The 14,035-nt window shown below is 69.9% G+C and carries 10 protein-coding genes and 2 pseudogenes; 6 read left to right on the top strand and 6 right to left on the bottom strand.

From position 1 onward, the window contains the following. Positions 1–252: 252 nt before the first annotated feature. From ABGB10_RS20610 to ABGB10_RS20590, 5 genes and pseudogenes are all read right to left on the bottom strand, one after another. On the bottom strand, positions 253–1,323 hold the full coding sequence (locus tag ABGB10_RS20610) for an MFS transporter (RefSeq protein ID WP_347662487.1): 1,071 nt from the start codon (positions 1,321–1,323) through the stop codon (positions 253–255). Positions 1,324–1,599: 276 nt separating this feature from the next. Continuing rightward, positions 1,600–1,833 carry a DUF2637 domain-containing protein gene (locus ABGB10_RS20605; protein WP_347662486.1) on the bottom strand — a complete coding sequence of 78 codons (234 nt, stop codon included), beginning with the start codon at positions 1,831–1,833 and terminating at the stop codon, positions 1,600–1,602. A 175-nt stretch (positions 1,834–2,008) separates the two neighbouring features. Further along, positions 2,009–2,197 (bottom strand): annotated as a pseudogene (locus ABGB10_RS20600) (hypothetical protein); the annotation flags it as partial. Beyond that, positions 2,196–2,330 (bottom strand): annotated as a pseudogene (locus ABGB10_RS20595) (IS5/IS1182 family transposase); the annotation flags it as partial. The pseudogenes ABGB10_RS20600 and ABGB10_RS20595, both read right to left, overlap by 2 nt. 102 nt (positions 2,331–2,432) lie before the next feature. Continuing rightward, positions 2,433–2,726, bottom strand: a complete 294-nt coding sequence (locus tag ABGB10_RS20590; RefSeq protein ID WP_347662485.1) for a hypothetical protein — start codon at positions 2,724–2,726, stop codon at positions 2,433–2,435. A 496-nt stretch (positions 2,727–3,222) separates the two neighbouring features. Between ABGB10_RS20590 and ABGB10_RS20585 the strand changes: the two genes are divergently transcribed. Beyond that, entirely contained in the window at positions 3,223–3,387 is a 165-nt protein-coding gene (locus ABGB10_RS20585) for a hypothetical protein (protein WP_347662484.1), read from the top strand. 278 nt (positions 3,388–3,665) lie between these two features. Here the strand turns inward: ABGB10_RS20585 and ABGB10_RS20580 are convergent, their stop codons facing one another. After that, complete coding sequence (locus ABGB10_RS20580; RefSeq protein ID WP_347662483.1) at positions 3,666–4,706, bottom strand: helix-turn-helix transcriptional regulator; 1,041 nt, start codon at positions 4,704–4,706, stop codon at positions 3,666–3,668. A gap of 214 nt (positions 4,707–4,920) precedes the next feature. On the opposite strand from ABGB10_RS20580, the gene ABGB10_RS20575 reads away from it, so the two are divergent. The 5 genes from ABGB10_RS20575 to ABGB10_RS20555 all read left to right on the top strand — a co-directional run bounded on the left by ABGB10_RS20575 (position 4,921) and on the right by ABGB10_RS20555 (position 14,019). Further along, positions 4,921–6,183 carry an amidohydrolase gene (locus ABGB10_RS20575; protein ID WP_347662482.1) on the top strand — a complete coding sequence of 421 codons (1,263 nt, stop codon included), beginning with the start codon at positions 4,921–4,923 and terminating at the stop codon, positions 6,181–6,183. A gap of 318 nt (positions 6,184–6,501) precedes the next feature. After that, positions 6,502–8,253, top strand: a complete 1,752-nt coding sequence (locus ABGB10_RS20570; protein WP_347662481.1) for a BTAD domain-containing putative transcriptional regulator — start codon at positions 6,502–6,504, stop codon at positions 8,251–8,253. Between the two features lie 63 nt (positions 8,254–8,316). Next, on the top strand, positions 8,317–10,497 hold the full coding sequence (locus tag ABGB10_RS20565; protein ID WP_347662480.1) for a TOMM precursor leader peptide-binding protein: 2,181 nt from the start codon (positions 8,317–8,319) through the stop codon (positions 10,495–10,497). Beyond that, positions 10,487–12,403 carry a TOMM precursor leader peptide-binding protein gene (locus ABGB10_RS20560; RefSeq protein WP_347662479.1) on the top strand — a complete coding sequence of 639 codons (1,917 nt, stop codon included), beginning with the start codon at positions 10,487–10,489 and terminating at the stop codon, positions 12,401–12,403. Before ABGB10_RS20565 ends, ABGB10_RS20560 begins: the two co-directional genes overlap by 11 nt. Before the next feature lie 35 nt (positions 12,404–12,438). After that, positions 12,439–14,019, top strand: a complete 1,581-nt coding sequence (locus tag ABGB10_RS20555) for a nitroreductase family protein (protein ID WP_347662478.1) — start codon at positions 12,439–12,441, stop codon at positions 14,017–14,019. Positions 14,020–14,035 lie beyond the last annotated feature (16 nt).

Below are 14,035 nucleotides of genomic sequence, written 5' to 3'. Positions count from 1 at the left end.
TGAAGGCGGTCCTGGTAGTCGGTTCCGTCCAGCTGAGCACTGATGCCGTCGAGGACTCGGCGAAGAATGGGTTGCGGAGATCGGGCAGCATCACGCCGATGGTGTAGGTCTACCCGCGCAGCCCGCGGGCGGACGCCGACGGGCGGTAGCTGATCTCTGTTCGAGGGGTGGAGCGTCGCCCTTTGCGGTTGGGATGTGTCACTGCGGGGAGCCTCCGGTGTCTGCTGTCGACAGCTCGCCGACAGCGCACCGCTATCCGCGCAGGCGGGTGGCGATCCGGTCGGCCTCATCGGCGTCCAGGGGGTAAGGGCTGCCGTGCAAGATTGGGCCGGTGATAACGGCGGGGCCGGTGACCTGCGGCAAGCCATGCTCGGTCGCGAGCAGGCTCGCTGCGGGGTTGGGCTGCTCTTGGGCCCGGCCAGGGCTGTCCTCGGCGTGCCACAAGGTCAGGTCGGTGCCGAGCCTGGTGGATCGGATGTTCTCCGAGCCGAGCAGTCGGGCCACCTCCTGCACGAGATCCATCCCGAAGAAGGGTGTCGTCACCTGCTGGACGCCGCCGACGGTCACCAGCAGCAGCTCGGCCGTCTTGCCACGTTCATGCGCTATCCGGGGATCACTTGGCCCGCCTGTCGACGCGGTCACGGTCTGACCGGACGTGGCCTGAGGCTGAACCGGCAGGGACGCGCGCTGTATCAGCACGGCGATCCCGCTCACCACGGTGGCCAGCAACGCCACCACCCCAAAGGGCACGGCCAGCATGAAAGGCCACCGCCAACCGACCGCCCGCCCCACAAGCACCCCCGCCACGGGCCCGAGACCCAGGGCCAGCACCACCACGGCGGCGACGAGGGGCATTACCCACACGCGTCGTGCTCCCATCTGCGCCACCAGCATCGCCGTGACGCCCCACGCCAAACCGGCCCCGAACCCCGTCACCGCGCGGCCGAGTAGCAGCAGAGCCTCCCCCGAGGCCAGCGCGGTCAGCAGCGACCCGGGAACCAGCATCGCGATCGCGGACAACGCGACGGCAGTCGGCCACCGCCGACCGACGAGAGCGCCGACCGCAACCGCCAGTACCGCCGGCAGCAGGTAAGCGACGAAGATCCAGAGGACTGCCGAGGTCGGCAGATCCATGTCCTGCTGGATCGCAACCCATTGCGGCCCGATGGTGACGGCGAGCAAGAAGGCGCCTAGTGACGCAGAGAGTGTCGGCCCGATCAGCAGCCAGACTGGGCGCAAAACGTGCGGCCGATCACCGATCACGACGGAGCGTGACGCGTTCGGGGGAACCTGGTTGGCGGTGCTGGGTAAGGGCGCGGTCACGCCGGCGAATATACCGGCGTCCGCATCGTCGGACGAGTCGTCATCGTGAGACTCCGTGTCGAGATCATGACCAGTCTCATTGGTATCTGATTCGTGGTCGCCTTCCGGGCGTTCGGCGGTGTCAGGAGCCTTATCAAGACGCGACCTGTCGACATCGACGGGAGAGGGCTCGGTTAGCGGTCTCCGAGCGGGTGGTGGGATTCGTTGTTGCGGGCGAGGGCTCGACAGGTGCCGCTGCGGTGCGCTCGGCCGGTGACGGTGCCGCTGGTGCCTCGGCTAGCACGGCGTGCGGTTGGCGTTCAGCTTGCAGCGGCGGGCGGCGAGTTCCACGAGCGATACCGACGCGACGATCAGCCCGTCCACGGAGAGCGATAGGAGGTAGGGCAGGGTGCCGGTCTCGCCGTACCGGGCGGCCACTACGACCATGTGGCGATAGCTGATCCACGCGGCGATGGCGGCGACAGCCGAGGCGGCGACGACTCGGATGACGCCGAGTGAACGCCGGTGCACGGGCACCGGGTGACCAGCTCGACGGTGATCAGGAGTGCCAACGGTGGCCACGCCGCGATGGCCTGCGAGATCGGGTTCGCTTGCGCGTGCAGGATGTTCGCGGTGACCGAGGCGGCCACGCCGAGTGCTAGCGTCGCCCGCACGGCCCATGGCATCCGCTGGAGCTGGCTGTCGTTCATGGCCGGCCTCCGCTGGCCGGGGCGACCGGTCGGAGCTGCTGTTCGGCGACGCGGCGGGTCGACTGGGACGGTTCGGCATCGCCGAGGTCCGCGAGGCGTTCCTGCAATCGGCGCAGGGTGCGCCGCACGGCGTAGGGTCGCTGCTGCCGGCCGTGGATGCGCGTGATTCGCTGGCACAGCTCCTCGGCCCGGCCGCCCGTCAGTGATCGCGTCACCGTCACGCTCAACGACCATGCGGGCCAGCTTGTGGAACTGGGCGGGCTGCAGCCCGGTGAAAGGGAAGATCCAAGCCGGGCGAGCCGCGGCGATCACCTGCACCCTGGCATGTTGACCGAGCGTCCTCGACAGACAGACACCGGGGTTACGAGGCATTCGGAAAGCTCTCTTACCCCAGTCAGCGCCCGAGCCTGCCGGCCTGGCCTAGCCGCATACGTCGTACACCCAGTAGTTCAGATACCTGGCCACGCCCTCGCGATCGGCAAGGTCCAGCGACAACCACTCCCGCGCAGCCCGGAACATCTCAGCTGCGGCCTGCTCATTCTCGTCAGGCTTGAGTTCCACCCAGTCGGTAAGTTCGCCCCAGATGAGGTACACGAGGCCTGCTGGCTCCACCTCCATCGACGCATGCGCAGACACCCCGTGAATTTCTAGCCCGACCTCGTAGGGTTCGTCCGTGGCGACGAGGTCCCTGGCCAACGCGGTGACCTGCTGCATGTGCGTCACCTCGGCGTCATCCTGCGTCGGGCCTCTCATGACCTGGGGATCGCACCCGACCGCCATCCGTGCTGCGAGTTACGAGACGTCTCTTACGACCTCGTGCACGGTTGCGAGTCCCTTGAGTATCGATGATCGTTGTTGCCCGAACCGATCACCGACCCCGCAACGCCTGACACGCCTGCGCATCCACCGACACGACCGACTCCGTGGCCTCCTCCACGAATACGAGAACGCCGCCTGAACAGCACGGACGGGATTCTCGGAATCCACAGGGTCGGGGCAGCATCTCGTCACGGTCCACGACGGCGCCCGCCAACCGGTCCGGTCCGGTCCGTTCGACTCGACGGCTGCTTCGAACCCTCGTTCGTGCAGCCGCTGCCCGACGGCAGCATCCTGCTCGTCAAGGCGCGCAACGGCGGCGGCCCCAACGCCGAGATCTGGAGCCCTGCCGGGATTCGCCTACGGGCAGGGCGACTTCGGCAACTATCCGTTCGTGGCGGAGCCGGTCGACCCGTTCGAGGTCGAGTCGCTGGAGTTCCTCGAACCCGACCACCCGGTGTACGCGCTGCGTCCGGCCGATCCGCTGGAAATCGTCTGCGGCTTCTACTCACCGCGCGCGTCGTTCGCCTACCCGAGTGGTGAGTCGGTACTCGACTGAGCCCGTCACCTGACCTCTGCAGGCACCGCGAACGCCGGCCACCGTCGGCGTACTGACCGGGTGATGCCGTTGGCGCGGAGCCAACGGGCATGCCGACAACCGGACACGGAACAACATGTCACGCAGCTTCCTGCGGCTGTTCGCCGCCGCCTGGCCCCTGCAGAATTTGGGTATGGCAGCTGACACGGCCGGCAATGATCGCCACCGAAAGGGGGAGCGAGATGCGGATTCTCTGCGGCGGGAACTCCACGGGTTGGGACTGACTGGTGCGGCCGTTCTCACCCCGCCTCGGTGAGATCGTCCAATAGCCCGCGCTGCCGCGCGAGCACCCCGGCCTGGAACCGGCTCTCCGCACTTAGGTCATGCATGATTTCTGCGATGTGCCGCCGGCAGGTGCGCACCGAAATGCTCAACTTGCGAGCGATGAACTCATCTTTCCGGCCGGCCGCCAGCAGGTGCAGCACCGCCCGTTTCAGGTCGTCGCCGGCCACTCCGTAGCCGCCGTTTGGCGTGGATTCGTCGTCGAAGGGCAGGGCCGACGCCCAAGCCTGCTCCAGCGAACGGTACAGGTAATCCACCACGGACGGCTCCCGTAGGACGACCGCACCGCTCGCGAGCATGTTGGGAATGACCGCAATCTCACGGTCGAAGATGATTATCCGGTCGGTGATTTCTTCTCGGGTGCGCACATCGCAGCCCGCATCGACGAGTTCTTTGAGGAAAGGGCGCATGCGCGGATGGACCCGAACCGGATGTTGGTGGACTGTTCTTATACGAATCCCGCGTGCCAGCATCGCGAGGTCCTTCGGCAGGGATTCCTCGATGGCGCCGTCCGATAGCACCCCCGGATGGGCGCTGAAGACCTCGACCGAGCACCGTCGGGCGATCCCGGCGAGAGTGGCGCGTACCCGGTCCACCTCGTCGATGATGTCGATGGCTTCACGCCGATTGCGGACTTGTCGGGTGTTGAAGTAAATCGGGTTGAAGGCCAGCAGGGTCGCCTCCAGCTCCTCCATCCGGCGCTGGCGCTGACGTACCTCGAACTCCAGGGGGGCCACGAGCTCCGCGACGGCTGAATCCGGGCTGTTCGCCACCAGCACGTCGGGCTCGTCGGGCGCGTGCCGCAGCAGCCGCAGGGCCAGCAGCGAGGCCAGGGCCTCGGCCAACTCCTCCGGGGACTGCCCAAGGGCGGTCGTCGCGTCCTCCAGCTCTCCACTGGATACCTGGCCCCGCTGCAGAATCCACTGGTAGAGATTGGCCGCTTCAACAGTGATTGTGCCCTCTGGCCGGTTTCCCTGTCGGTGGTCCTCAGCCTTCACCGGGTCACCTCACCACCCCGACAGCTCAACATATGGAAATACCCGCAAGTTATCAGCCGCCATGCGCTGATGCAAGATCCGTTCGACCACTGCAATTCCGCTCGTCCGCCGATGGCGCGACTCGTTTGGGGAAATTCTTTCCGTACAGGGCAGGAAGTGGTCACCTTCTTTCGGCGACGTTCCCGGGAAACGCCGGTACTGAAAGGACGTCTGGATGAAATCAGCCTCTGCGCCCCTGTCTGGCCCGAGCGTCGCCTCACGGGAGGCCGCCGCCTTCTACACCGACCTGCATGCCCATCCCGAGCTGTCTGGCGCGGAAGCGCGGACGGCAGCCAAGTTCGCCGAGCGGCTACGCCGTGCCGGCTATCGAGTGTCCACCGAGGTCGGGGGCCACGGCGTGGTGGGCGTCCTGCGTAACGGCGTCGGCCCGACAGTTCTTCTCCGCGCCGAACTCGACGCGCTGCCGGTCAAGGAGGAGACCCGCCTGCCGTACGCGAGCGGGAAGGTGGCCGCCGGGCCGCACGGTCGGGGGGTGCCGGTGATGCATGCCTGCGGGCATGACCTGCACCTCGCCTGTCTGGCCGGGGCCGCCACCGTGCTGGCCGCCGACCGCGAGCAATGGAGTGGGACGCTCGGCATCGTCGGGCAACCCGCTGAGGAGACCCTGGAGGGGGCCCGCGCCATGCTGGCGGCGGGCCTGTACGACCTGACCGGTCGACCCGATGTCGTCCTCGCCCAGCACAGCGCGCCCTTTCCGGCGGGGATGCTGGCGTTCGGCGCCGGCCCGGTGATGGCCGGCAGCGTCTCCCTGGAGATCACGATCCTCGGTCGGGGCGGTCACGCGGCGACGCCGCACCTCACCATCGACCCCGTGGTCATCGCCGCGGCCGTCGTGCTCCGACTGCAGACGGTCGTGTCCCGGGAGGTGGACCCGGCTGAGCAGGTCGTGCTCACCGTCGGCTCGCTGCGAGCCGGCGAGACGGGCAACGTCATCCCCGCCGAGGCCGTCATCGGGTTGACGATCCGCGCGTTCGCCACCGCCACCCTGGACCGGGTGGTCGCGGCGGTCACCCGGATTGTCAGGGCCGAGTGCGCGGCCTCCGGAGCGGACTCCGATCCCGAGATCCGTACGGTCTCCTCCTCGCCGGTGAACCTGCCGGATGCCACGGCGACCGCCGTGGTCCGCGCGGCGCACGAGGCCGCCTTTGGCGCCTCGCGGATCGCGTCCTGGCCACGAGCGATGGCGACCGAGGATTTCCCGCTCTTCGGCGACGAGGGCAGCGATGTGCACGGCCATTCGGGCATACCGACGGTCTACTGGCTGCTGGGCGTCACCAGCCCTCGCCAATGGTCGGCGGCCGCGACGGTCCCGGTGCCCGCCAACCACTCTCCCGCGTTCGCCCCGCACGTGGCGCTGGCCCTGCCGACCGGCATCTCGGCGATGACGCTCGCCGCGCTCGCCCACCTGCGGCGGTGACCGCGGATGGCGGCTCGGCCGACCGCCCGCTACCAGCGGCGATCCTTCGACGAGGCGGCCCTGCCATTCGTGGGAAAGCTGCCATGCAGCTTCTTACCGCCGGTTGTTCCTTGACCCTCCTATTGCCAACTCAACAAACTTGTTACAGCACCGCAGAGCGAAAGCGCTAATCCTGCAGGAGGGGAGCGCGGTCGAAATCATCCCGCAATGGTCATCGGTGTCGAGTGGGGGGAGAAACGGTGTGTATCTGTTGAGCAGGACGACGCAATGACGAGTCTCGCGAATGTTGAAACTGTGGGCGTAGCCCAATTTCGGCGCATGAGTTTTCAAATCCTGGGCACCCTGAACCTGACCAACGGGCGTGACGTCGCCGTGCTCCCGCCATCCAAGCCGACCACTCTGCTGGCGGCCCTGCTGCTCCGCCCCAACGCGGTGGTGTCAATCAACTCGTTGCTCGGCGCGATCTGGGGCGAGCAACAGCCGGCGTCGGCCAAGGCCGCGCTCCAGACCTGCGTCCTTCGCCTACGGCGACTCTTCGCCAAGCACGGCATCGCCGGCAACGTGATCGAGTCAGTTCCGGGCGGCTACCGCATCGTCGCGGACGCCGAGACGCTCGACCTGCTGCGGTTCCGCCAACTGGTGGGCAGGGCCGAGAACGAGACGGATCCCGAGTCCGAGCTGCACAGCCTGACGGAGGGCCTGCGGCTGTGGCGCGGCGCGCTGCTGGCCAATGTGCCGTCCGACGCGCTGTGTCGGGACGAGGCGCCGCGGCTGACCGAGGAGTGGCTGCGGGCGTCCGAACGGGTGCACGACCTCAAGTTGGTGCTCGGCCGCTGCCGGGAGGTGCTGCCCGACCTGTGGCGAGCCGCCCGCTCGCATCCGGGGCACGAGCGCTTCGCGGAGCAGCTCATCGAGGCGCTGTACCGCACCGGCCGGCAGACCGAGGCGTTGGTCGAGTACCGCAACGTCAAGCGGTACCTCCTCGACGAGTTGGGCCTGGACCCGGGACCGTCGCTGCAACGGCTGGAGGCCGCGATTCTGCGCGGTGACGAGTTGACGCGCGTCGGCACGGCCAACGATGTCCCGATCACCACCGGTGGCGCGGCGAGGACGGAGGAGCCACCTCCACCGATGGCGACGAGCGACTTCACCGGGCGGGCGGCGGATGTCGCGCTGCTCACCGGGTGGCTCGGTGACGATCGACCGGGCCCGCGGACGGTCGTGCTGACCGGCGCGCCAGGCATCGGCAAGACGGCGCTGGCGCTACACGTCGCGGACCAACTCCGGGCCAGGTCCGTGGCAGGCCACGCCACGCTCCGAATGCGCCGGCCCGACGGTACGGCCCGGACGCCCGTGGAGCTGACCGCCGAGCTGGTGCGGCTCCAGGTTGCCGGGGCGGCCGACCCGGCCCTGCTCATCCTGGACGACGTGCTCGACGCCGAGCAGATCCGCGGGGTGTTGTCGCTCGACGGCGGGCACTCAGTGCTCATCACCAGCCGGATGAGCCTTACCGGCCTGGTGGCGACGCACGGTGGCCGGGTGCACCGGCTCGACCCGTTCACCGACGACGAGGCTTTCGAACTCCTCTCGGTCCTACTCGGACCGGATCGGACCGCAGCCGAACCCGGCGCGGTGCACCAGCTGGCAGCGCTCTGCGGGAACTTCCCGCTGGCCCTGCGGATCATGGCGGCTCGACTGCAGGTTCGCCCGCGAACCCGGATCGCCGACTGTGTCACGTGGCTGCGCGGCGACCGCTTCGCCCGGATGTCCCTCATCGACGACCCGCGGATGTCGATCACCGGGACCTTCGGCGCCTGGCTCGACGAGCTCGATCCCCGGCTCAGCGACGCGCTCGTCCGGATCGCCCGATGTTCGTTCCCGGAATCCATGACCCTCGCCGACCTCGCCGGCGTCCTCGACCGGCCCGTTGCCGCCACCGGTCAGATCCTCGACCTGCTGGCTGACGCCGGCGCCCTCGAGGGCGGCTCCGGCACCTACACCATGCACGAACTGGTCCGGGCCTTCGCCGTCGATGGCTACGGCGAACGGAGCACCGCTCTCGCGGCGTGACTGCCGGTCCACCCGTCCCGACGGCGTCTGCCGTCATCCACAAGAAACAGAGGTGCTTCCGCTATGGCCGCAGCGACCTTCGACGACATCGCCCAGACCCGGCCGCGCATCCGCCGGGACGTTCTCTACACCCAGACGCCGGACGGCGTCCTCTTCCACAACTCCCTCGGCGGCTTCCAGCTGACCGGCCGGAGCGCGTACCGGCTGGCCACCCTGATCGTCCCCTACCTCACCGGCGACCACCAGGTCGCGGACCTCGGCGCGGCGCTCGGCGCGGAGCAGCGGGCCATGGTCGCCAACCTGGTCGGTACGCTGTACGAGCGTGGCTTCGCCCGCGACGTGCCGCTGGCAACCCGGGCCACCGGCGAGGGACAGGCGGCGGTCGCCGGACGGTTCGCGCCACAGATCGCGTACGTGGATCACTACGCCGACAGCGCGGACGCCCGGTTCATGACGTTCCGCGATGCCCGGGTGGCGGTCCTGGGCGACGACCTGGTGGCACGCTGGTGCGTCCTGAGCCTGGTGCGCAACGGGTCGGCGGGCATCGGCATCATGCCGAGCCTGGACCACCCCGACAACATGTTCGCCGAGGTGCGCGCCGAGGCGCGGGTGCTCACCGACGAGGGCTGCCCGGTAGACATCGAGGTCGTCCCGGCCGCCGGCCCCCGCTACACCTGGGACGAACTCGCGGCGTACGACGTCGTCGTCGTGACCGGCGGGTCCGCCGGTGCCCGACAGACGCTGGACCTGCTGAGCGAGCGGGTGCCGGCCGGGCGTCACCTGCTCACCGCGTGGACGTTCGGCCGGCGTGCCGTGATCGGCCCGCACATGACGGCCGGCAGCACCGGCTGCTGGCTCTGCGCCGCACTGCGCCTCGCCGCCAACGGCGACCCGGCGGCCGCCGCCGACCTGTGGCAGGGCGTCTCCCTCGCCACGGCCCGCCGGGACGCCGCGGTGGGCCGGCCGCTCGCCGCGATGATCGGGAACCTCCTCGGGTACGAGGTGTTCCGGACCCTGACCGGCGCCCTACCGGCGGAGACGGCCGGCAGCGTCATCATCCAGGACCTCGAGTCGCTCGACGTGGTCACCGAGCCGCTGCTGCCGCACCCGGCCTGCGGGTTCTGCTCCGGCGACGCGGTGCTCGACGAGCCGGTCACGACGGACCTCGCCATCGGGCAGACCCGGATCGTCGAGGCGCAGGTCGAGGCGTCGGAGCTGCTGGCCGAGTTGACCAACCGCGAGGTCCTGATCCAGCCCAACGTCGGCGTCTTCGCCGAGTTCAGCGACGAGCAGTGGACCCAGACCCCGCTGAAGGTGAGCACCCTGCGGTTCTCGCCCGGCCCTGGGCGCACCCGGGAGGTAGCGACGTTCGACCTGCACACCCTGGCCGGCGCCCGGCTCGCAGCCCTGCGCACGGCCGCGGTCAGCTACGTGGACCACGGTGTCCCCCTACCCGCCGAACAGGCCGCGCCGGACCGGACGGTGCCGGTCGCCGAGATCGTCACGTCCAGCGGCACGGCACCCGCAACCGGGCCGGTCGTGACGGCGACGTCGCTGCTCACGAAGGAGGAGATCGGAGTGCCGGCCGCCGCTGTCCGGCCGTTCGGCGAGCACAACGCCCACCGGCCGATCATCGCCACCTCGGCGGGTGCCGGGGCGGGGACATCCCCAGCCGAAGCCGCCGCGCGGGGCCTGTTGTCGGCCGTCGCGTACACCCGGATCATCGACGCGCTCCGTGGCCGCGCCGAGGTGGCCCCGGCGCGGCTCTCCGACATCGACAACCCGGAGATCGTCTTCCTGCGCCGGTCCGCGTCGAACGCCGGGGTGGATGTCACCGTGCTGAATGTGCGCGGCGGACGGTTCGGCACCTCGCCCGTGGCTATCGCCCACGCCACCGACCCGCGGACCGGGGGCGTCCTGTGGGCGGCCGGGAGTGAGCTGACCTGGAACGCCGCCGTGATGACCGCCGTGCGAGACCTGCTCGGTCGGGTGCAGCTGGGCCGGGAACGCGACGCCGACGTCGACCCGGGCGACGACCTGGTCGCCGATTTCGACCCGGCCGTGCTCGCGGTGACCGGCGTCCCGGCCGACGTACCGGACGTGACGTGGGACGACCTGCTCGACGGGGTCCGCAACGCGGGCGGCGACGTGCTGCTGATCCGCACCACCCCGCCGGACCTGCTCGCCGGTGGCCTCCACACGGCCCGGATCGTGTTGACGGGCGGTTCGGTCCATGCGGCCTGACCTCGTCGACTGCCCGGAGCACTGGGCGCTCGACTGCGCCGAGCTCGAAAAGTGGCTGCGCAGGCGACTCGGCGGGGACCTGACGATCTCGGTCGCGCCGCTCGGCGTACGCGATGAACTGACCGTGTCGGACGGCCCGGAAGCCGCGTCGGTGACCGTGCACCTGTACGGCCAGTACGCCCTCGTCGGGCCGTTCCCGGGCAACGCCGAACACCCGGCGTGCCCCCGGTGCCTGGCCCGGCGGTGGCAGGCGGTTCGGCAGCGCTCCCTGCGTGACGCCCTGGAGTTGGGCGGCCCGACCCGGCAGGCTGGGCCGTCACCATTCCGGTTGGCCTTCAACCGCGACGCCATCGCGGCGCTCGTCGACGCGCATCTCGATCGTGCGGCCGGCCCGACGACGGCCCGGGACGCGTACGCCTCGGTGTACGTGGTCGACTTCACCGTGCTGGCGGTACGCCGCTACCCGGTGGTGCCGGACGCCGAGTGCCCGTCCTGCGGCCGCAGCGTGCCGGACACCCCGGAGGCCGCTCGCCCGACCATCGGGAGCACCCGTAAGTCAGCGCCCGACTCGTTTCGGCTGCGGTCGGTCGACGACTACCCGTTCACGGTGGAGGCGTTCGCGAACCCGCTGTGTGGGCCGGTCGGTCCCCTGGTCGCCTACGACCCGGTGTCGCCCTCCACGTCGGCGGTCAGCGGTGGATTCCTGCTGCGTTCGGGCAGCTACCTGCGGGAGACCTACTGGGGTGGGCACGCCGAGAGCTATGCCCGCAGCGCCCGGATCGGCATCCTGGAAGGGCTCGAACGGATCGCCGGCATGCGCGCCAAGGCCAAACGGACCGTGGTGTCGGCGTCGTACGACGAACTCGGCGACGCGGCGGTCGACCCGCGGGTCTGCGGTCTCTACTCGGACGCGTTCTACGCGGCGAACCCACGGGTGACACCGTTCGCGCCGGATCGGCCGATCCCGTGGGTCTGGGGTCACTCGCTGCGCGACGACCGGCCGGTGCTGGTGCCGGAGATCCTGGCCTACTACCACGCGCCGGGGCTGGAGAACCGGTTCGTGCAGGAGAGTTCGAACGGCTGCGCGTCGGGCGGCAGCGCCGAGGAGGCGATCTACCACGGCCTGATGGAGGTCGTCGAGCGCGACGCGTTCCTGCTCTCCTGGTACGGCCGGAAGACCCTGCCGGAGATCGACCCACGGACGAGTGCCCGCACCGAGACCCGGTGGATGGTCGACCGACTGGAGATGTGCGGATACCGGGCCCGGTTCTTCGACGCCCGGATCACCTTCGGCATCCCGGTCGTCGTCGGGGTGGCGACCCGCATCGGCGGCGGCCTGGGCGCCATCTGCTTCGGGGCCGGCGCGAGCCTCGACCCGGAGACGGCGATGGCGGCGGCCCTCTGCGAGATCGCCACCGATTCGGTCAACCTGCGCAGCCGCACCGAGCGGGAGGAGGCGCGCTATCGGACGATGGTCGCCGACTTCGCCAACGTCCAGGCGCTGCACGACCACCCGCTCGTGTACGGCCTGCCCGAGATGGCCGAGCACGCGGCGTTCTTCGTGGCCCCTCGGGAGTCCCGGGCCATGTCCGAGGTCTACCCGGCCGCCGACCGCGCCGAGTTGCTCTCCGACGACCTCGCCGTGGACCTGCGGCGCTGCGTGGCCGACGTCGCCGCGCAGGGTTTCGACGTGGTGGTGGTCGACCAGACGCTGCCCGAGCAGCGGGACCTGGGCCTGCACACGGTGAGCGTCCTGGCGCCCGGGCTCCTGCCGATCGACTTCGGCTGGGACCGGCAGCGCGCGCCGCACCTGCCGCGTATGCGCGCCGCACTGGCCGCCGCCGGCCTGCGGGATCACGACCTCGAGGTCGCGGACCTGCACCTCGTCCCGCATCCGTTCCCGTGAGTGCGCGAGCCACCACGCGACAGACAAGGACCGACATGGGTTACGCATATGAGTACGCGACCGCCATCATGCACCGCGGCCGTGTCCTGATGGAGCCGAAGGAATTCGTCCCAAACTGGCCCGACCAGCCGCGCAAGGGGAAGTACTTCCCCGGCGTCGAGACCTTCCCCCTGCACGACGGGAGCCCACCCGGGGACGCCACCGTCCAGGACGGGCTCGACGGCGCGCAGCGGGACGAGGCACGCCCCTTCGACCTGCCGTTCCTCGGCGCGATGCTGCACGATTCGTACGGGTTGGTCGGCCGTCGCCTCGGCGTCCAGGCCAACACCGACCTGCGTGCGTTGCCGACGTACACCACGGCGAACTGGAACCGTGGCACCGCGTCGGGCGGTGGCCTCTACCCGGTGACCGTCTACTGGGTCTGCGGGCCGAGTGGCCCGATGCCGCCGGGCGTCTACCACTATTCGACGAAGCACCACGCGATGCAGCGCCTGCTCACCGGCGACGTGACACCTGTCGTCCGCGAGGCGCTCGGCGCCCGCGCGGGCCAGGACGACGACCAGTTCCTCCTACTCGGCGTCAAGTACTGGCAGAACGCCTTCAAGTACAACAGCTTCTCGTTCCACGCGGTCACCATGGACATCGGCACGATCGTGCAGACCTGGCGGCTGTGGGCCGGTGCCCGGGGTCGCGTGGTGGAGCCGGAGCTCTGGTTCGACGAGCCGCGGATCGCGGAGCTGCTGGGCGTGGCGAACGAGGAAGAGGGCATCTTCGCCGTCGTACCGCTGGCCTGGGACTCGGCGCGACGGCCCGGCAGCGCGCCGGCGCGGGTGTCGGTGCGCCACCGCGACCAGGAGCGGTCCCGGACCGTCCTGACCTTCGACACGATGACCAAGATTCACGCCGGGACGGTGCAGGGTGCGACCGTGGCACCCGCACCCGGGCAACTGGTGACCGCGGCGGCCCATCCGCCGCAGCCGGGCCGCGCGCGGGTCGAGCTGCCGCCCACGCTCGCGCTCGATGTTCCGGTGCGTACCGCGCTGCGCCGTCGGCGCAGCAGCTTCGGCCGCTTCGACGCGAAGGTGCCACTGACCGCCGCGCAGCTCGGCACCGGGCTGGCCGCGAGCGCTCGCACGCCGTTCACCGACGGGGCGAGCGGCGCCGGAGCAGCCCGACTGGCGAAGCTCTACGCCTTCGTCAACCACGTCGACGGCGTGCCCCCGGGGGCGTACGAGTACGACCCGGACGGACACGCCCTGTACCTGGTCAAGGCGGGCCGGCCCGGGCCGTTCCTGCAGCGCAACTACTTCCTGTCCAACTACAACCTCGAGCAGGCCGGCGTGGTGATCGTGCCGACCGTGCGTACGACAGCGGTGCTCGATGCCGTCGGGGATCGCGGCTACCGCCTGGTCAACGCCACGATCGGCGCGGTCGCACAGAGCTTCTACACCGCCGCGTCGGCGCTGGACGTCGGCGGCGGTGTGGCGCTCGGTTTCGACAACATCTCCTTCATCGAGGAGCTCGACCTCGGAGCCACCGGCGAGGCGCCCCTGCTGATCATGCTGCTCGGCCACGAACGGGCCCGTCCCGCGGACTTTCGCTATGACATCGCCTGATCAATCGAGTCGAACG

This window comes from Micromonospora sp. B9E7 (assembly GCF_039871815.1).
Classification (GTDB): domain Bacteria; phylum Actinomycetota; class Actinomycetes; order Mycobacteriales; family Micromonosporaceae; genus Micromonospora.
The sequence above is the reverse complement of the archived record's forward strand: the minus strand, read 5'-3'. Positions and strand labels throughout refer to the sequence as shown.